22 protein-coding genes are annotated in these 16344 nt (G+C 70.5%); 5 read left to right on the top strand and 17 right to left on the bottom strand.

The window, feature by feature from the left end; genetic code table 11:
• Positions 1–99 precede the first annotated feature (99 nt).
• Positions 100–981: a winged helix-turn-helix domain-containing protein gene (locus ACZ7DE_RS17165; RefSeq protein WP_470761883.1), complete on the bottom strand. Its 882-nt coding sequence runs from the start codon at positions 979–981 to the stop codon at positions 100–102.
• 124 nt (positions 982–1105) lie between these two features.
• Here ACZ7DE_RS17165 and ACZ7DE_RS17170 point away from each other — a divergent pair, with 124 nt between their 5' ends.
• Positions 1106–1291 (top strand): hypothetical protein, encoded by a 186-nt coding sequence (locus tag ACZ7DE_RS17170; RefSeq protein WP_470761885.1) that lies wholly within the window; start codon positions 1106–1108, stop codon positions 1289–1291.
• Here the strand turns inward: ACZ7DE_RS17170 and ACZ7DE_RS17175 are convergent.
• On the bottom strand, positions 1278–2024 hold the full coding sequence (locus ACZ7DE_RS17175; protein WP_470761887.1) for an HAD family hydrolase: 747 nt from the start codon (positions 2022–2024) through the stop codon (positions 1278–1280). The two genes, ACZ7DE_RS17170 and ACZ7DE_RS17175, sit on opposite strands and share 14 nt — an antisense overlap.
• On the bottom strand, positions 2024–2902 hold the full coding sequence (locus ACZ7DE_RS17180) for a FadR/GntR family transcriptional regulator (RefSeq protein WP_470761889.1): 879 nt from the start codon (positions 2900–2902) through the stop codon (positions 2024–2026). The genes ACZ7DE_RS17175 and ACZ7DE_RS17180 overlap by 1 nt, the downstream gene beginning before the upstream one ends.
• 152 nt (positions 2903–3054) lie before the next feature.
• Between ACZ7DE_RS17180 and ACZ7DE_RS17185 the strand changes: the two genes are divergently transcribed.
• Complete coding sequence (locus ACZ7DE_RS17185; protein WP_470761891.1) at positions 3055–3249, top strand: hypothetical protein; 195 nt, start codon at positions 3055–3057, stop codon at positions 3247–3249.
• Here ACZ7DE_RS17185 and ACZ7DE_RS17190 read toward each other — a convergent pair.
• The 3 genes from ACZ7DE_RS17190 to ACZ7DE_RS17200 all read right to left on the bottom strand — a co-directional run bounded on the left by ACZ7DE_RS17190 (position 3239) and on the right by ACZ7DE_RS17200 (position 6467).
• The gene (locus ACZ7DE_RS17190; RefSeq protein WP_470761893.1) at positions 3239–4147 is read right to left on the bottom strand and encodes a GntR family transcriptional regulator; all 909 of its coding nucleotides are present in this window, start codon (positions 4145–4147) and stop codon (positions 3239–3241) included. The genes ACZ7DE_RS17185 and ACZ7DE_RS17190 overlap by 11 nt on opposite strands.
• A gap of 297 nt (positions 4148–4444) precedes the next feature.
• Complete coding sequence (locus ACZ7DE_RS17195) at positions 4445–5710, bottom strand: GNAT family N-acetyltransferase (protein WP_470761895.1); 1266 nt, start codon at positions 5708–5710, stop codon at positions 4445–4447.
• Positions 5711–5900: 190 nt separating this feature from the next.
• Complete coding sequence (locus tag ACZ7DE_RS17200; RefSeq protein WP_470761897.1) at positions 5901–6467, bottom strand: RsiG family protein; 567 nt, start codon at positions 6465–6467, stop codon at positions 5901–5903.
• 157 nt (positions 6468–6624) lie between these two features.
• Here ACZ7DE_RS17200 and dtd point away from each other — a divergent pair, with 157 nt between their 5' ends.
• A complete protein-coding gene (gene dtd, locus ACZ7DE_RS17205) occupies positions 6625–7050 on the top strand; it encodes a D-aminoacyl-tRNA deacylase (protein WP_470761899.1) in 426 nt (141 codons plus the stop codon).
• Positions 7051–7096: 46 nt separating this feature from the next.
• Here the strand turns inward: dtd and ygfZ are convergent, their stop codons facing one another.
• From ygfZ to ACZ7DE_RS17220, 3 genes are read right to left on the bottom strand one after another with little or no spacing between them, the layout of a single operon-like run.
• A complete protein-coding gene (gene ygfZ / locus ACZ7DE_RS17210) occupies positions 7097–8062 on the bottom strand; it encodes a CAF17-like 4Fe-4S cluster assembly/insertion protein YgfZ (protein WP_470761901.1) in 966 nt (321 codons plus the stop codon).
• A gap of 10 nt (positions 8063–8072) precedes the next feature.
• Positions 8073–8564, bottom strand: coding sequence for a Fur family transcriptional regulator (locus ACZ7DE_RS17215; protein WP_470761903.1), 492 nt, complete (start codon positions 8562–8564; stop codon positions 8073–8075).
• A gap of 17 nt (positions 8565–8581) precedes the next feature.
• Complete coding sequence (locus ACZ7DE_RS17220) at positions 8582–9157, bottom strand: heme-binding beta-barrel domain-containing protein (RefSeq protein ID WP_470761906.1); 576 nt, start codon at positions 9155–9157, stop codon at positions 8582–8584.
• A gap of 332 nt (positions 9158–9489) precedes the next feature.
• Between ACZ7DE_RS17220 and ACZ7DE_RS17225 the strand changes: the two genes are divergently transcribed.
• Positions 9490–9852 carry a DsrE family protein gene (locus ACZ7DE_RS17225; protein ID WP_239755590.1) on the top strand — a complete coding sequence of 121 codons (363 nt, stop codon included), beginning with the start codon at positions 9490–9492 and terminating at the stop codon, positions 9850–9852.
• 41 nt (positions 9853–9893) lie between these two features.
• Here the strand turns inward: ACZ7DE_RS17225 and ACZ7DE_RS17230 are convergent, their stop codons facing one another.
• From ACZ7DE_RS17230 to ACZ7DE_RS17265, 8 genes are all read right to left on the bottom strand, one after another.
• A complete protein-coding gene (locus ACZ7DE_RS17230; protein WP_470761909.1) occupies positions 9894–10163 on the bottom strand; it encodes a DUF3099 domain-containing protein in 270 nt (89 codons plus the stop codon).
• 79 nt (positions 10164–10242) lie between these two features.
• Positions 10243–10530 (bottom strand): DUF1416 domain-containing protein, encoded by a 288-nt coding sequence (locus tag ACZ7DE_RS17235; RefSeq protein WP_020122955.1) that lies wholly within the window; start codon positions 10528–10530, stop codon positions 10243–10245.
• A 69-nt stretch (positions 10531–10599) separates the two neighbouring features.
• Positions 10600–11439 carry a sulfurtransferase gene (locus ACZ7DE_RS17240; protein WP_470761911.1) on the bottom strand — a complete coding sequence of 280 codons (840 nt, stop codon included), beginning with the start codon at positions 11437–11439 and terminating at the stop codon, positions 10600–10602.
• 138 nt (positions 11440–11577) lie between these two features.
• Positions 11578–11658, bottom strand: a complete 81-nt coding sequence (locus ACZ7DE_RS17245) for an Ms5788A family Cys-rich leader peptide (protein ID WP_350751515.1) — start codon at positions 11656–11658, stop codon at positions 11578–11580.
• A 199-nt stretch (positions 11659–11857) separates the two neighbouring features.
• Positions 11858–12595 carry an LmeA family phospholipid-binding protein gene (locus tag ACZ7DE_RS17250; RefSeq protein WP_470761913.1) on the bottom strand — a complete coding sequence of 246 codons (738 nt, stop codon included), beginning with the start codon at positions 12593–12595 and terminating at the stop codon, positions 11858–11860.
• A 185-nt stretch (positions 12596–12780) separates the two neighbouring features.
• Positions 12781–14160, bottom strand: coding sequence for a hypothetical protein (locus ACZ7DE_RS17255; protein ID WP_470761915.1), 1380 nt, complete (start codon positions 14158–14160; stop codon positions 12781–12783).
• A 1-nt stretch (position 14161) separates the two neighbouring features.
• Positions 14162–14416, bottom strand: a complete 255-nt coding sequence (locus tag ACZ7DE_RS17260; protein WP_470761917.1) for a MoaD/ThiS family protein — start codon at positions 14414–14416, stop codon at positions 14162–14164.
• Positions 14417–14471: 55 nt separating this feature from the next.
• Complete coding sequence (locus tag ACZ7DE_RS17265; RefSeq protein WP_470761919.1) at positions 14472–15311, bottom strand: alpha/beta hydrolase; 840 nt, start codon at positions 15309–15311, stop codon at positions 14472–14474.
• A 204-nt stretch (positions 15312–15515) separates the two neighbouring features.
• Between ACZ7DE_RS17265 and ACZ7DE_RS17270 the strand changes: the two genes are divergently transcribed.
• Positions 15516–16304: a winged helix-turn-helix transcriptional regulator gene (locus tag ACZ7DE_RS17270; protein ID WP_470761921.1), complete on the top strand. Its 789-nt coding sequence runs from the start codon at positions 15516–15518 to the stop codon at positions 16302–16304.
• Positions 16305–16344: the final 40 nt, after the last annotated feature.

The following is a 16344-nucleotide window of genomic DNA, read 5'->3' on the forward strand; positions in this document are numbered from 1 at the left end:
CCGCGTCGGGCCGTTCGAGACGGGCTGGTTCGCCGTCTCATACGTGGGAACGGGAGCGATTGCTCGCGCGATTGGGGAATGCTAGCGCAGACGCGGCGGCTATTCGGCGAGGAAGTTCCACACGGAGTCGAACCACGACTGCCAGGTGTCGACGAAGACGGTGCCCGGGGAGTTCGGGTCCTCGTCCTTCACATGATGGGTCAGCGTGGCGCCGAGCCCCAGCACGTCGAGCGCGGTGATCTCCTCGATCACGCCGCCCGACTCCAGCTCGATCCGGCGCTCGATCACCTCGTAGGGCCCGTGCAGCACCTCGGCGCCGTTCAGCAGGTACAGCTTGAAGGCCGGGGTCAGCGGCGCGTGCCGGATCTGGACGTCGACGGAGGCCACGTACTTCTCGGTCCTCAGGTCCCTCAGCACCGAGCGCAGCGACTCCGTGTGGCGGTGGGTGATGTCGTGCAGCCGGCTGCGCAGCCGCTCGTCGTTCCTGTCGTCCTTGACCCGTGGATAGGGCAGGTCCAGATCCTTGGTGGGCAGGATCATGCGCAGGCCGATGCGCTCGGGGGCGATCGAGCCGCCGCGGATCCGCTCGGCCTGCAGCCGGATGTGCGCGTCCAGCGACTCGGACGTCAGCGTGTAGACGTCCAGGGTGACCTCCGGCTGCTCGAAGGCCTCGCTGAGCAGGGGACCCAGCGACGCGCCGTGCCGCAGCCGGGTGGCCCGGGGCGTGGAGGACTGGATCCGCTGGGTCTTGACCACCCGGGAGCCGCTGCCCTGGCGGGACTCGATCCAGCCCTCGTTGGCCAGTTCCCGCAGCACTCGCTGCACGGTGTCGCGGGAGACCCCGTACTCCTCTGCCAGGTCCCGCTGCGACGGCAGGAAGGAGCGCAGCGGATACGTGCCGTCCGTCATCCGGGCGCGCAGGTCGTCGGCGACCCGATGGAACTCCCGGCCCCCGAAGTCACCGCTCTGCTGCGCGTCCACGACGCGACCGTACCGCCAGGCCGATTAGGGATCTACCAGTCAGGGGAAATCCACTTCGCGTCAAGCAGTCCAATTGGACTGGCACTTGTAGGCTTCACCGAAAATGGCAGGCAGGTGGAAGGTCATGCTCCTGTTATCGGCACTCTGGGAACTCCTGGCGCTGTGCGCGGGGTTGACGGTGCGGACCAAGCTCGGAGCGGTGGGCGTGATGCTGTTGTTCACCCTGGCCGTGGGCGTACGGGCCCGGCATGACGCGCTCGCCGTCGGTGCGGCCGTCATGCTCGTGGCGCTGCTGCTCATGGCCGCCTGACCGCCGTCAGCACCGCCTCCAGTGAGTTCACCACCCGTGTCGCGCCCGCGCCCCTGAGCAGCTTCTCCTTGCGCTCGTTACGCGCGTAGCCGAGGAACGGAACGCCCGCCTCCCGGGCGGCCAGGAAGTCGGAGGGGGTGTCGCCGATCATCAGTGCGGTGTCCGGCGCCGAGCCCGTGGCGCGCAGGGCGAGGTTGAGGCAGTGCGGATGCGGCTTGAGGTGGCTCAGCTCCTGGGTGCGGCCGTAGACGTGGGGCGCGAAGCAGGAGGTGAGGCCGCGGCTCGCCAGGTAGGTGGTGACCACCCGGGGGGAGTTGTTCGTGGTGATCGCCAGCCGCAGGCCGAGGGCGGTGAGGGTGCGGATCAGCGGGTCGGCGTAGGGCGTGGGCATCGCCGTGGCCGTGGCCTTCAGCTCCTCCTGGGAGAGACGTTCCTCCAGCTCCGTGACCAGGTCGCTGCCCGGGTGCCGGCGGTCCACGGCGCGCAGCACGACGTGCGGGTCGAGCGACTCCCGCTCGGAGTCCGTCAGCAGGCCGTGCAGGCCCCGTCCTTCGAGCCACTCCACCAGGCCGTCGGCCACGCCCTCCGCGGAGTGACCGGCGAAGAGACGGCAGATCGGTCCGTCGAAGTCCCACAGGACGACTCGCGCGCCCCTGATCACTTCACGCACGTCCGCCGCCTCGGTCTCGGTACCGGGTGTCGTGTGCTGGGTCTGCTGCGTATCAGAAGTCACTAGGAGAGTGTCAGGTCCGTCGTGATGGTTTCCCAGAGGGCGTCGAACCACTTCTGGGATTCCTCCACGAAGGCGGCGTCGCGCTGACCGACCGCCTTCTCGAAGGAGAAGAGCAGCGACTCGGTGCCGAGAACGTCGTACATGTCGAGGGTTCCCGTGTCGGTGGACTCCTCCCTCCGGGTGACCATGTAGTACGCCATCAGCGCCTCCTGGCCGTTGAGGAGGTACAGCTTCACCGGCGGGGTGAACGGCAGCGCGCGAAAGGTGATGCTGACGTCGATGCCGTGCGAGCGCAGGGTCTGGAGGTTGTGCCGCAGGACGTGCCCCTGGGCGTTGCGCATCGCCAGCCAGCGCTGGTGGACGGGGTCGTCGTCGCCGCGGCCCCCGACCGGGACCGGGAAGGCGAGGCTGATGTCGCGGGACGGCAGCAGGATGCGGACGTCGATCCTGGCGGGCTTCAGCTGCCCTCCGTGGATCAGCCGTAGGGGCTCGCCCAGGGCCGGGATGAGGCTCTCGGCGGTGAGACAGGCGGCGTCGATGCGCACGTGCGGGGCGGAGAAGGCCGCGGTCAGCCGTGGGGCCAGGCCGACCATCGTGGGCTGGGGCTCGTCGGTGCCCGGGGCCGGCGGTTCCGCGATCCGGGGCGGGCTGCCCTTGCTCACGTTGGTGAGCAGCCCGTCGTCCTGCAGTGCCCGCAGGGCCTGGCGCACCGCACCGCGCTCCACGCCGAACTCGTCGGCCAGCTCGGCCTGGGTGGGCAGCCGGTCGCCGGCCCTGAGATCCCCGACGCGGATGCGTTCGCGCAGGACGTCGGCGATCTCCTGGGGCGAGAGCCTTCTGCTGCCGTTCACTGCCACGTTCTCCTGGGTCACGACCAAACGCTACAACTTCCATCCATCTGACGGGAGTTGTTTGAAAGTTGTTTAGCAGTTGCTGCCAAGTGGGGACAACATAGTCATAGTTGGTTACCAACTTGAGTGAGTTGGCGGAAGGTTCGCCTCCACTCCCAGCCTGGAAGGGGGGAACCACCATGCCCGTCCTCGTCCTCCTCAGCGCCGCCTTCGTCGTCGGCGTCGAGCAGACCATCCAGTGGAAGTACGGCACCGCCGGCGCCGTCGGTCTGCTCCTGCTCAGCGTCGGCATCAAGGCCAAGAGCCCCGCCATCAGCTCGGCCGGCGCCGTGATCCTCGCCCTCCTCGCCTCCGGTCCCGCCGTCAGCTCGTGAGGACCAGCTCGGAGCTGATCGTCTCCCACAGCGCGTCGAACCACAGGCGGGACTGTTCCACGAACGTCGTGTCACGCGGTCCGGCCCCCTGTTCGAAGGCGAACAGCACCGAGCGCGTGCCCTCGGCGTCGTACATCTCCAGGTGCTCCTGATCGATCGTCTGCTCGCCGCGCTGGACGGTGTAGTAGGCGAACAGCGCTTCCGTCCCGTTGAGCACGTACAGCTTGACGGGCGGGGTGAAGGGCAGCGCGCGGAACGTGACGTGGACGTCGATGCCGTGCGTGGAGCGCAGCGTGAGCAGGTTGTGGCGCAGCACCTGGCCCTGGGCGTTGCGATGGGCCAGCCAGCGGCGCTGCAGCCGACCGGTGGCCGAGGCGTCCACCGGCGTCGGGAAGGCGAGGTCGATGTCCCGGGAGGGCAGCAGCACCCGGACGTCGATCTTGGCCGGTTTCAGTTGCCCCGCATGGATCTGCCGCAGGGGTTCGCCGATCGCGGCGGTCAGCGAGACGGCCGTCAGACAGAGGGCGTCGACCTCGACGTGCTCGGCCGCGAAGGCCTCGGTGATACGCGGCGGGAGGCCCACCATCGAGGGCTGCGGCGGCGCCCCGGGCCCGACCGGCAGGCCGGCCGCGCCCGGCTGCGGCGCGACCGTCGCCGGACTCCCCTTGGAGACGTTGGTGAGCAGCCGCTCGGTCTGAAGAATGCGCAGGGCCTGGCGCACGGTGCCCCGCTCGACGCCGAACTCGTCCGCCAGCTTGGCCTGCGTGGGCATGCGCTGACCCGGCCGCAGCACTCCGGTTCTGATCCGGGTGCGCAGCTCGTCGGCCACCTCGCGGTGTGACGGCTGCGGCCGCTCCGCCCGCCTCCGTGCCTTGACGGAGGCATTTTCCGGGTCCACGTCCGCACACTACAACTTCCCGCCATCTTGTGGCAGTTCAAAGGGAGATGGTTATAGGACGCTTCCAAGCGGACATAAGTACAGTGAAGTTGGCTGCCAACTTCAACAACGTGGTCAAACTTTCAGACGGTTGGCCGGTCGGGCTCCCATCCGGAGGGGAGCCGGGAGCCCGAGCAGTCGGCACCGACGTACAGCCACAACTGAACATAGCCCGCACAGCCACAACTTCAGAGCGAACGCACAGCCACAACTGAACAGCTACGGATGGACCACTTTCCCAACGGCCGAGAGGAGCCGTCAGAACATGTCCGGGCACCACGGGCGCCCGGACGTTCGCAGCAGGGCGTCGGCCCCCCGGGCGGCGCCCGCTCGTTCTTCCTGGAGCCGGCCCAGCACCGCCAGCCGCCCCGCGGACACGTCGCTCAGCCACAGCGTCGCCAGCTCGGCGACGTCCAGGGTGATGTCGGCGCTGCGCGTGGTCGGCGTGCAGGAGGCGCCCTCGGGGGTCGCGTCCAGCAGGAAGCGGCCTCCGGCCAGACCGGCCCGGTCGACCACCTCCAGAACCAGCGTGCCGGCCGAGTCGTAGGTACGTGCCTCCAGCGCCCTTACGACGTCCAGGATCCGTACCCACAGCCAGTCCGCCTGCGTGGTGATGCTCGCCGCGCGCGGGTCCGGCAGATAGTGCGGGAGCAGGTCGTCCGGGGAACGCCAGCCGCTCTTCACCCGCGTGATCCAGTCGATGGAGCACAGGTAGTGCCACAGGGCGCGCTCCGCGGCCGGGGTCACCGTGATCAGCCAGTCCACCCGCGCCGTGTTCAGCGGCTGCTTGGCGTCGCTCCACTCGTCGTCCGCCCGGTAGCAGGCCATGCCCTCGACCACGCCGTCCGCCGAGCGGTACACCACGAAGAAGGGCTCGGTCCACGCATCGCCGTGCAGCCACAGCAGCCCGGTGCGCGCCGCCCACCAGTGCTCGTCCCGGTTGATCGCGCCGGGCTGGACGCGGCACAGCCGCTCATGCAGCTCGGGACCGAGCCGGCGGATCTCCTCGCCCTCGGCGAAGTCGATGCGGCCGCCGTCCTGCGGGACCGGTCCGCGCGGGTCGAAGCCGGCGCGCGGTACGTCGATCGACCACTCGGTCGCCGAGGTGGCCGGTCCGAAGCCGTACCGGCCGTAGATCCGGTATTCGGCGGCTATCAGGGTGGCCACGACGTCCCCGCGTTCCTTCGCCGCTGTCAGGTCGTCGGCCATCAGGCGGGTGAGAAGTCCCCGTCGACGGTGCGTGGGCGCGACGGTGACGTTGGAGATGGCGTCGGCGGGGACGGCGGCGCCGCCGACCGCGGTGAGCCGCTGGTCGAACGAGCGGAACGTCGCCACGCACCGGCCCGCGTCGAAGGCGCCGGAGAAACGGGAGTCGGAGAACGCGGTGCGGCGGTCGGCGAGCATCTGGTCGGGGACGGTGGGCGGGCGCAGAAAACCCGTGTTCACGGCCCGTGTCCAGGCGGGCAGTTCGGCATCGGCGATCGGACGGACGTCCACGGTGTGCGGGGTGGCGAGGCGGGTCATGGGATCACCGTAGGCAGGGGCGGGCGGGCGGTGCGAAGATTTTTCCCACGTCCACGGCATTCACCATGTCCACCGCGTCCACCGTGTCCGTCGCATGCACTGTGTCCGCCGCGTCCAGGCAGGTCGACCGCGCACTGCACCGGGCTTCGACTGCGGGTCCGCCGCGGGCGCAGGCAGGACCTCGCCGGCCTCAGACCAGCAGGTCCTCGACCTGCGCCTCTCCCTCCCGGTAGCGCCGCGTGATCTCCGCGCCGGACTCGTCGGCCGTCCGCTGCAGACGCTGGCGGCGGCTGGAGACCTGCTGCTCGTAGCGGACCAGACGGGCCATCCCCTCGTGCAGCTCGGGGTCCGTGCGGGCGTCCAGGTCGGAGAGTTCGACGTCGGCGAGCATGTCGGCGGCCAGTCGCCGGTACTCCTCACTGTGCGGAGTGCCCAGGGTGACGTGGCGGGCCGAGGAGCGGTGACGGGCGGGGGCGTCGGTGAGGATCTCCGACAGCCGCTCGACCACGGAGGCCGCGCCCGTCGGGGAGCGCCGGGCCAGCTCCGCGCGCAGGATGTCGATCCGGCCCTGGAGCAGCCGCCGCACGTAGCTGAGGTCGGCCTCGTCGCGCTGGGCGTCCCGGCGCAGGGTGCGCAGCTCGGGCAGGCTCAGCCCGGCCAGGTCGTGCTCCGCAGGTGCGGCGGGCAGCACATGGCTGTCGCTGCGCTGTGTCGGCGGCCGGTGTGTCGCGGGCCGCCCGGTACTCGGTGTGCTCATGTCCTCTACCGTCCCCTCGACCGGCGTGTGGAAGCATCGTGCCACCCCAAGTGGCCGCTTTGTTACCGAGTCCCCCCGAACGGCCCCAGACAGGGGCTTAAGGATCGAAAATGGGCCACTCACGGGTCCGCGCCGGGCACCCGGCATCATGGTCCGCATGCGAGCGGTGGTGCAGAGGGTGGACGGCGCGAGCGTCGTCGTGGACGGCGAGACGGTCGGGGAGATCAGCGGCGAGGGCCTGTGCGTCCTGGTCGGAGTCACCCACGAGGACACCGAGGAGAAGGCGGCCCAGCTCGCCCGAAAGCTCTGGTCGGTCCGCATGCTGCAGGACGAGAAGTCGTGCAGCGACATCGACGCCCCGCTCCTGGTGATCAGCCAGTTCACGCTGTACGGGGACGCCCGCAAGGGCCGCCGTCCCACCTGGAACGCGGCGGCCCCGGGCGCGGTCGCCGAACCCCTCGTCGACGAGGTCGTCGCCCAGCTTCGTGCGCTGGGCGCGACGGTGGCGACGGGCCGGTTCGGCGCGCAGATGCGCGTCGCCCTGACCAACGACGGCCCGTTCACCGTCCTGCTCGAGATCTAGGGCCGCCCCCGAAGAGTGCGGCCCCGGACCGCCCTGAAACCCGGTCTCAGGGCTCGACCACGGTCTCCTGGGCCGCTGCCGTCGTGTCGGCCACCAGGGGGGCGTTCACCGGCACGTTGCGCTTCACCAGGGCCAGGGCGACCGGGCCCAGTTCGTGGTGGCGGGCGGACGTGGTGATGAAGCCGATCTTGCGGCCGTCCGGAGCCTCGTCGGCCACGCGCAGTTCGGTGCCGGCGGGCGGGAGGTGGACCTCGCTGCCGTCGAGGTGCAGGAAGACGAGTCGGCGGGGCGGCTTGCCGAGGTTCTGGACCCGGGCGACCGTCTCCTGGCCGCGGTAGCAGCCCTTCTGGAGGTGCACGGCGGCGCCGATCCAGCCGAGTTCGTGCGGGATCGTTCGGTGGTCGGTCTCGAAGCCGAGTCGAGGGCGGTGCGCCTCCACGCGCAGCGCCTCGTGGGCCAGGATCCCGGCCGGCGGACCGGCCTGTCCGGCGTACGACTCCAGGTCGGCGCGGGGGAGGAAGAGGTCGCGGCCGTACGCGGTCTCGCGGACGACGACACCGGGCGGGACGGGCGCGATCGACCCGGCCGGGAGATGGACGACCGCGGTGTCCGCCGTCCGGTCGGCGACCTCGACGCGATAGAAGAACTTCATCGACTCCAGGTACGCGATCAGCGCGTCCTGGGTGCCGGGTTCGACGTGCGCCCAGACCGTCACGCCGTCGTCCACCAGGTACAGCGCGTGCTCGATGTGGCCGTGCGCGGAGAGGATCAGCGCCTCGGTGGCCTGGCCGACCGGGAGGTCGCTCACGTGCTGGGTGAGCAGGAGGTGCAGCCAGCTCAGCCGGTCCTCGCCGGAGACGGTGACGACTCCGCGGTGCGAGAGGTCGACGAAGCCGCTGCCGCCGGCCAGGGCGCGCTGCTCACGGAACAGGTCGCCGTAGTGGCCGGCGACGCCTTCGTCCACGCCCTCGGCTGGGACGGCGCCGGGCAGGGACAGCAGGGGGCTCTTCATGAAGCCAAGCCTACGACTCGGTAATCGAACCCTTGGCAGCCGAGCCCCTGGCCTTGGAACCCTTGGCGGAGGAACCCTTGAGCGCGCAGTCCCGGCAGCGGCCGAAGATCGCGAAGTGCTTCATGTCCGTCTCGAAGCCGAAGGTCTCACGCAGCTTGGCCGTGAACTCGGCGGCCACCTTCACGTCCGCCTCGATGACGTTGTCGCAGTCCCGGCAGACCAGGTGGATGTGATGGTGGCGGTCGGCCAGATGGTAGGTGGGCGCCCCGTGCCCCAGATGCGCGTGACTGACCAGCCCGAGCTCCTCCAGGAGCTCCAGCGTGCGGTAGACCGTCGAAATGTTGACCCCCGACGCCGTCTTCCTCACTTCCACGAGGATGTCGTCGGGGGTCGCGTGCTCCAGGGTGTCCACGGCTTCGAGGACAAGCTGGCGCTGCGGCGTCAGCCGGTAGCCGCGCTGCCGCAGGTCGCTCTTCCAGTCAGTGCTTTCAGTGCTCACCACACCCACGAGTCTAGGGACTACTTGAAGAAGGCGATCCCGTCGTCCGGCATGTCGTCGGGGAGGGCCTTCGCCCAGCGTTCGACGTCCTCCGGGGTGACGACCTTCTTCAGGTGCGCGGACATGTAGGGGCGCAGCTCGACCTCGGGGGTCTGCTTCTCGCCGACCCACATCAGATCGCTCTTGACGTAGCCGTACAGACGCTTGCCGCCGGTGTAGGGGCCGGAGGCGGCCGTGCGGGCCACCGCGTCCGTGACCAGGTCGATCTGCGGCTTCTTGTCGGCCAGCTCGCCGTACCAGATCTCGACGACGCCGTCGTCGCGGACCATCGTCACCTCGACCTTGCGGTCGGCGTCGATGCGCCAGAAGCCGGACTCCGACTCCAGGGGCCGGACCTTGTTGCCGTCGCCGTCCAGGACCCAGGTGCGGGAGTGGTACTCCAGGAAGTCCCGGCCGTCGTGGCCGAAGGTGACCTCCTGCCCGAAGTTGCACTTCTGCGAACCCGGGAAGTCGTGCACGCCCGCGCCCGCCCAGCTGCCGAGCAGGAAGGCGAGGGGGACGAGGTCCTTGTGGAGGTCGGACGGAATCTCGATCATGAGTGGCAGTTCCTGGACGTGGTAGGTCAGCGCTGGCCCTGGTACAGCTTCTTCACGGTCAGACCGGCGAAGGCGAGAACGCCGACGCAGACCAGGACCAGCAGTGCTTCGAAGAAGATCTCCACGGGTGCTCCTCGGATGAGCGTGCTTCGGGTACGTACGACTCGGGACACGTACGACAGGGCCGGGCCCCAGCTTACGCGGCCGGGGCCCCGCCCTCCTTGTGAGGTACGCCCTCACGGGCGTCGGCCCGGCGGTCGGCTCTGCGCGGGGCCGCGGTCCGCCGGAGGGGAACGGCCGCCGCGGCGCCTGGACGTGCTTACGATGCGGACATGGCGAAGAAGCTCGTGATCAAGGTGACCGCCGGGGCCGATGCCCCCGAGCGGTGCTCTCAGGCGTTCACGGTCGCGGCGGTGGCCGTGGCCAGCGGGGTCGAGGTCTCCCTGTGGCTGACCGGGGAGTCGGCCTGGTTCGCGCTGCCGGGCCGGGCCGCCGAGTTCGAACTCCCGCACGCGGCCCCGCTGCCCGACCTGATCGACTCGGTCCTGGCCGGCGGCCGTCTCACCCTGTGCACGCAGTGCGCGGCCCGTCGGGACATCACGGAGAAGGACGTCATCGAGGGGGTGCGGATCGCCGGCGCCCAGGTGTTCGTGCAGGAGGCGCTGGCGGACGACACGCAGGCGCTCGTCTACTAGGGCCGGTCCGGCCGATCAAGCAGGGCCGGTCCGGCCAGGTCCTAGGGCCGGTCCCCGGGGCGGCGTTTGCCGTCCAGTTCGTCCCACCACTCGTCGGACTTGGGGTCGCCCGAGGGGTCGTCCCACCAGCGGTCCTCGGGGCCCCGCCGGTTGGCGACCATCGCGGCGAGCGGCGGGATGACCATGGCCACCAGGCACATCCCGACGGCCACCGGAACCGACCAGATCCGTACGACGGCCCAGGCCAGGACGAACAGCGCGATGCAGGTGCCCATCATCGCGAAATAGGCGTGCCGTCGGCGGGCCAACATACGTCCAGGGTAGGCCGGGGCACGGCGAAGGGCCGTATCCCTGGCGTCCAACCCGTGGGATACGGCCCCTGCGTCGTGCTCAGACCGCGATCGCGACCTCCGCGAGGCCGCCCTGCTGGGCGACGACCGTACGGTCGGCGGTGGCGCCGGGAACGAGGGCGCGCACGGTCCAGGTGCCCTCGGCCGCGTAGAAGCGGAACTGTCCGGTGGCGGAGGTGGGGACCTCCGCGGTGAACTCGCCGGTCGAGTCCAGCAGGCGGACGTAACCGACCACCGGCTCGCCGTCCCGGGTCACCTGACCCTGGATCGTGGTCTCACCGGGCTTGATCGTCGAGGCGTCCGGGCCGCCGGCCTTCGCTCCACACATGTGCTTCTCCAGAGATGTCTGACCGGAAGGCCGGTCGGGTCCGCTTCTTGTCCGTTTGCTGGGGGCGAGTTACTTGTTGGCGCCGAGCTCGATCGGGACGCCGACGAGCGAGCCGTACTCGGTCCAGGAGCCGTCGTAGTTCTTGACGTTCTCCACGCCCAGCAGCTCGTGCAGCACGAACCAGGTCAGGGCCGAGCGCTCGCCGATGCGGCAGTACGCGATGGTGTCCTTGGCCAGGTCGACCTGCTCCTCGGCGTAGAGCTCCTTGAGCTCCTCGTCCGACTTGAAGGTGCCGTCGTCGTTGGCGTTCTTCGACCACGGGATGTTGCGGGCGGACGGGACGTGGCCCGGGCGCTGCGACTGCTCCTGCGGCAGGTGCGCGGGAGCGAGCAGCTTGCCGCTGAACTCGTCGGGCGAACGGACGTCGACCAGGTTCTGCGAACCGATGGCCGCCACCACGTCGTCGCGGAAGGCGCGGATGGACTTGTTCTGGGGCTTGGCCTGGTAGGAGGTCTCCGGGCGCTCGGGCACCTCCTCGACCAGCTCGCGGGCGTCCAGCTCCCACTTCTTGCGGCCGCCGTCGAGAAGCTTGACGTTCTCGTGGCCGTACAGCTTGAAGTACCAGTAGGCGTAGGACGCGAACCAGTTGTTGTTGCCGCCGTAGAGGATCACCAGCGTGTCGTTGGCGATGCCCTTGGCCGACAGGAGCTTCTCGAAGCCCTCCTGGTCGACGAAGTCACGGCGGACCGGGTCCTGGAGGTCCTTGGTCCAGTCGATCCGGATCGCGTTCCTGATGTGGTTCTTCTCGTACGCGGACGTGTCCTCGTCGACCTCGACGATGGCGATGTCGGCGTTGTCGAGGTTGGCCTCGACCCAGTCGGCATCGACCAGGACGTCACTGCGGCTCATGCTCGTTCTCCTCCGGGGCAGTTGCGGCGGGGGTGTGCAAGAAATGCGGGGTGCGCGGCCGGGTCTCGCCGGCGGCCGGCGCACGGATGCCCTCGAGGGAGGGCGCCGGGAGGCGCGGAAGGCCGGCTGTGCTTCCGCTCAGAAGGGGCGACAGAGCATGGCGGCGACGCGGCACAGGTCTACTGCCCGCCGCTTCGTGAGATCCGCCTGTCGCTTCATGCCCTCGATCGTAGGGACGGACAGGCGGACATGTCATCAGCGCTCCGTATAGTGAGACGCGATCGTCCGCATAGTGGGAAAAGAAGAACGCCCGGGCCGTGGTGACACGGGTTCCGGGCGCTTGCGTCCGCAGTCACATCTGCCGGACGGACATCGGCGTCTCACCTGTCGGACGTCTGACGTCCATCAGAGGTCAGCCCTACCCGGCCAGCCTGACGTTCGAACCCTTCACCGAGATCTCCACCCCGCTCTTCGCGGCGACGACCTTGTCGAGCTTGATGCCGCCGGGCAGGTCGTCGATCTTCTGCTCGAAGTCGGTGATCGAGCGCACCTCGTTCTCGGCGGCCCGCACCCCGCCGAAGCTGGGCAGCGAGTCGGCGTGCACCCGGACGGTGTCGCCCTCGACGGTGACCGTGCTGAGCACGTAGACCGGCTGCGGCAGCCTGGTGCCGAGGACGGTGGCCTCGACGGCGACCTTGATCTTGCCGTTGCCGCCGTCGGAGAGACCGACCACGTTGGCGGTGACGCCCTGCATCACCTGCGTGGGCTCGGACTTCGCCGTCTTCAGCAGCTCGGCGTAGGTGATGGACGCGGTGCCGGTGGCCGTGGAGGCGGTGGCGGAGCTGTAGTCGCCGGAGAACTCGACGCCCTTCATGTCCGCCTCGAGGTCGTCGATGCGGATGGTCCGCCCGTCCGTGCCGGTCGCCGCCTCGTAGTTCTCGATGCCGACCTCGACGTCGTCCAGGGAGCCGCCGACGACCTGGGTGAGGAACGGGAAGCCCTTGATGGACACGTCCGGGGTGGTGGCCAGGCCCTCGTTGGCCTTCAGCTTGTCGGCCGCCTCGTCCTCCGCGAAGTTCACGGCGAGGCGGTCCGCGAGCACGAACAGGCCGCCCAGGACCACGACGACGACCAGCAGTATTCGAAGCGCACGCATGCGGTAGTTCCCCCACCCGGATGGCCTGAACGGTTCACGGTGAACGGTTCTCCTGACAACGGTTCAAGGTAACCCCGCACGGAAGGGCCGCCACCGGATTGTCGATCACCTGTGACAGACCCCTACCGCTCCCGACTGCCCGCCCGACCGCAGGCCGACCGCCCGCCGACCGTCGGTCGGCCGCCCTACGCCAGCGCCCGTCCCAGCACGTAGACCGCAGGCGCCGCGGCCGCCAGCGGCAGGGCGACGCCCGCCGTGAAGTGCACGAAGCGGGACGGGTAGTCGTAGCTCGCCACCCGGTGGCCGATGAGCGCGCAGACGGCCGCGCCCGCGCCGAGCAACGCGCCCCGCGCGCCCAGGCCGGTCATCTGGCCGACCGCGATGCCCGCGCCCGCCGCGGCGAGCAGGGCCACCACGACCGAGGCCGGGGTGGGCAGCGGCAGCGCACGGGCCAGGACGGCCACCGCCACGGCGGCCGCGCCGACGGTCACCGCGTCCGGCTCCGCACCGAGGTGCCCGGTGGCGAGGACGGCCAGGGCGGAGGAGGCGACGGTCGCCATCAGGCCGTACATGCGCTCGTCGGGCTCGGCGTGCGAACGGAGCTGGAGGACCAGACAGAGCAGCACCCAGACGCCGAGGGTGCCCAGGATGGCGGCGGGCGCGTTCTCCCGGCCCGCGGCGAGGAGCGCCGCGTCCGACACCAGGGCGCCCAGGAAGGCGAGCGCGATGCCCTGCCGGGCGGGCCACATGCCGTTCAGCCGGAACCAGCCCGCCGCCGTGACGGCCTGGAGCGCGACGAGCGGGACGACGAGGGCGTACGTCCCGATCGCCGCCGCGCCGGAGAGGAGCAGACCGAGGAGCGCGGTGAGCGCGGCCGGCTGCATGCCCGGCTCGATGATCGGCGAGCGCCCCTCCAGACGGGCCCGCTGTGCATCCGTGACGCGGGCGTTGCCGGCGAGGGTGGCGGGGCCGTAGGTGGGACCGGCGGTGCTGCCGTGGCCGGGGGCCGTGCCGGGGGCGGCGGTCGGCGCGGGCGCCGGTGCCGGGGGCGCGGAGGCCGCCTGCTGCGGAGCCGGGGAATGCCAGTTCCCCGCCGGGGAGTGGTGCTCGGGCGGCAGCGGCGCGGCCGCCGCGGGGCTGCCGTACGCGGGGGCCCGGCCGTAGGCGGAGGAGTCGCCGTATCCGGGAGCGCCGGCGGGCGCGGAACCGCCGCCGGAGGCGGAGGAGTCGCCGTACCCCGGGGAACCGCCGTACCCGGACTGCGGGTTGCCGTAGGCCGGGGCCTCGCCCGTCTGGGGCGGCAGGTAGGCCGTCTGGGCCGGGTCGGCCGCGGTGACCGGCTGCTGCACGCTGGTCTCCCAGGTCTGGCCCTGCCACTGCTGGGTGTACTGCGGCTGGGCCTGCGCGTCGTCGTACCCCTGCTGCTCCCCCGGCCACCCCTGCTGCTGGGCCTGCTGGTGCTGCTGAGCCTGCTGGGGCTGTCGCTGGGCACGGGGGTCGTAGCCCTCGTGGCCCTGATAGGGGCGGTCCCCCTGATAAGAGGCGTCGTACGGCTGGTCGGTCATCTCACCCTCCTGCGAACGGCGGGAGCACCTCGACCGTGCCGCCGTCGGCCAGCCGTACCGTCTCATGTGCGCGGGTGCCCACGGGGTCACCGTCGACGAGGAACGAGCATCGCTGCAGGACACGCACGAGTTCGCCCGGGTGTCGCTCCCGCGCGGCGTCGAGCGCCTCGGCGAGCGTGGCCGCGTCGTGCGGCTCGTCGGCGACTCCGGCCGCGGCCTTGGCGGCCGCCCAGTAGCGCACCGTGACCTTTGCCATCCCGTCCCTCATGTCAGTTCGTCACGTCGAATCTCGGTGGTCAACAGCGCCCAGGCTAGCCCGCCCGCGCGACCGCCCAGTCCCCGATGCGGGCCAGCAGGCCGTCGCCGGCCGCGTGCTCGGCGTGGCCCATGCCGTGCTCCAGCCAGAGTTCGGCGTGGCCGGCGGAGGCCTCGGCCAGCATGCGGGGATGGTCGAGGGGGAAGTAGCCGTCCTGGTCGCCGTGCACGATCAGCAGCGGGATGGGGGCGATCCTCGGGACCGACTCGACCGGGGAGAGCGGAACGGGGTCCCAGTCCCGGTGGTGGATACGGGTGCGGAGACCGTAGCGGCCGACCAGCCGTCCCGCGGGGCGGGTGACCAGCCAGTGCAGCCGGCGCATGGGGGCCGTGCCGCGGTAGTACCAGCGGGCGGGCGCGCTCACGGAGACGACGGCGTCCACGGTCTCCTCGTGGAGGGCCGCGTGCCGCAGGACCACCGAGCCGCCCATGGAGAAGCCGACGGTCACCACGCGCGCGTGCCCGAGCGAGCGCGCCCACCCGACGGCGGCGGCCAGATCCAGCACCTCGCGGTCGCCGACGGTGGAGTGCCCTCCGGAGCGGCCGTGCCCCCGGAAGGAGAAGGTGACGACGGCCCCGTACCGGGCGAGCGCGGACGCCACCCGTCGCACGTGCGGGCGGTCCACGTCTCCGGTGAACCCGTGCGCGACGACGAACACCAGGTGTCGGGCGGATGGCATGGCGGCGTCGTATACGACCTCACCCGGTTCGTATACGGAATCAATGGAAATCCCGTCGGCGGTGGTCAGAAACGTCCGCAATGATGCAGGCCTGCCCGTCTCGGAATTCGGACGAACGGTGGAACGTGCCACATGACCTGCCGGTCCGCTGCTCATGTGGGCTATTCTGCTGGACAGAGGACTCGGGCAGCGTAGCCCCCGGGTCCTTTTGTGCTTTCGGAAGCGTTGTATACGAAGTGGCGACCGGGTGGAAAACACCAGGTGGCCGCGGGTGTACGGCCCCCGGGAACGCAGAGCAGTGCCGCAAAAAGCCGCAGTGCCGCAAAACGTCCTCGCAGGGACCGAGGAGGAACCAGACGTATGAGTTCTCTGCTGCTCCTGACCAACGCCCTCCAGCCGTCGACGGAAGTGCTGCCGGCCCTCGGCCTGCTGCTGCACAACGTGCGCGTGGCTCCGGCGGAAGGCCCCGCTCTCGTCGACACCCCCGGTGCCGACGTCATCCTGATCGACGGCCGCCGCGACCTGCCCCAGGTACGCAGCCTGTGCCAGCTGCTGCGCTCCACCGGCCCCGGCTGCCCGCTCATCCTCGTCGTGACCGAGGGCGGCCTCGCGGCCGTCACCGCCGACTGGGGCATCGACGACGTGCTGCTGGACACCGCCGGCCCGGCCGAGGTCGAGGCACGCCTGCGGCTGGCCATGGGCCGCCAGCAGATCGTCGCCGACGACTCCCCGATGGAGATCCGCAACGGCGACCTGTCGGTCGACGAGGCGACCTACAGCGCGAAGCTCAAGGGGCGGGTCCTGGACCTCACCTTCAAGGAGTTCGAGCTCCTGAAGTACCTGGCCCAGCACCCGGGCCGGGTGTTCACTCGCGCACAGCTGCTCCAGGAGGTCTGGGGCTACGACTACTTCGGCGGCACCCGCACGGTCGACGTCCACGTACGACGCCTGCGCGCCAAGCTCGGCCCCGAGCACGAGTCGCTGATCGGAACCGTCCGCAACGTCGGTTATCGATTCGTTACGCCGGAGAAGGGGGAGCGCGTCGCCGACGAGGCGAAGGCCAAGTCGGACCGGCCGGAGCGGGCAAAGCCGGAGGATGCGGACAACGCGACCGCCCTGGACGCCGAAGAGGTCTCGGCGGAGGCGTAGTACCCGCCGGTAGGCCCCGTACCTGCTCGGACAGGGCGTT

This window comes from Streptomyces sp. NPDC037083 (assembly GCF_055606485.1).

Coding starts and splice junctions, on each gene's coding strand:
- ACZ7DE_RS17260 (WP_470761917.1), bottom strand. CDS start 14,416: ATGGCAAAGGTCACGGTGCGCTACTGGGCGGCCGCCAAGGCCGCGGCC.
- ACZ7DE_RS17220 (WP_470761906.1), bottom strand. CDS start 9,157: ATGATCGAGATTCCGTCCGACCTCCACAAGGACCTCGTCCCCCTCGCC.
- ACZ7DE_RS17225 (WP_239755590.1), top strand. CDS start 9,490: ATGGCGAAGAAGCTCGTGATCAAGGTGACCGCCGGGGCCGATGCCCCC.
- ACZ7DE_RS17235 (WP_020122955.1), bottom strand. CDS start 10,530: ATGTGTGGAGCGAAGGCCGGCGGCCCGGACGCCTCGACGATCAAGCCC.
- ACZ7DE_RS17245 (WP_350751515.1), bottom strand. CDS start 11,658: ATGAAGCGACAGGCGGATCTCACGAAGCGGCGGGCAGTAGACCTGTGC.
- ygfZ (WP_470761901.1), bottom strand. CDS start 8,062: ATGAAGAGCCCCCTGCTGTCCCTGCCCGGCGCCGTCCCAGCCGAGGGC.
- ACZ7DE_RS17230 (WP_470761909.1), bottom strand. CDS start 10,163: ATGTTGGCCCGCCGACGGCACGCCTATTTCGCGATGATGGGCACCTGC.
- ACZ7DE_RS17265 (WP_470761919.1), bottom strand. CDS start 15,311: ATGAGCAGCGGACCGGCAGGTCATGTGGCACGTTCCACCGTTCGTCCG.
- ACZ7DE_RS17255 (WP_470761915.1), bottom strand. CDS start 14,160: ATGACCGACCAGCCGTACGACGCCTCTTATCAGGGGGACCGCCCCTAT.
- ACZ7DE_RS17200 (WP_470761897.1), bottom strand. CDS start 6,467: ATGAGCACACCGAGTACCGGGCGGCCCGCGACACACCGGCCGCCGACA.
- dtd (WP_470761899.1), top strand. CDS start 6,625: ATGCGAGCGGTGGTGCAGAGGGTGGACGGCGCGAGCGTCGTCGTGGAC.
- ACZ7DE_RS17250 (WP_470761913.1), bottom strand. CDS start 12,595: ATGCGTGCGCTTCGAATACTGCTGGTCGTCGTCGTGGTCCTGGGCGGC.
- ACZ7DE_RS17185 (WP_470761891.1), top strand. CDS start 3,055: ATGCCCGTCCTCGTCCTCCTCAGCGCCGCCTTCGTCGTCGGCGTCGAG.
- ACZ7DE_RS17195 (WP_470761895.1), bottom strand. CDS start 5,710: ATGACCCGCCTCGCCACCCCGCACACCGTGGACGTCCGTCCGATCGCC.
- ACZ7DE_RS17240 (WP_470761911.1), bottom strand. CDS start 11,439: ATGAGCCGCAGTGACGTCCTGGTCGATGCCGACTGGGTCGAGGCCAAC.
- ACZ7DE_RS17170 (WP_470761885.1), top strand. CDS start 1,106: ATGCTCCTGTTATCGGCACTCTGGGAACTCCTGGCGCTGTGCGCGGGG.
- ACZ7DE_RS17270 (WP_470761921.1), top strand. CDS start 15,516: ATGAGTTCTCTGCTGCTCCTGACCAACGCCCTCCAGCCGTCGACGGAA.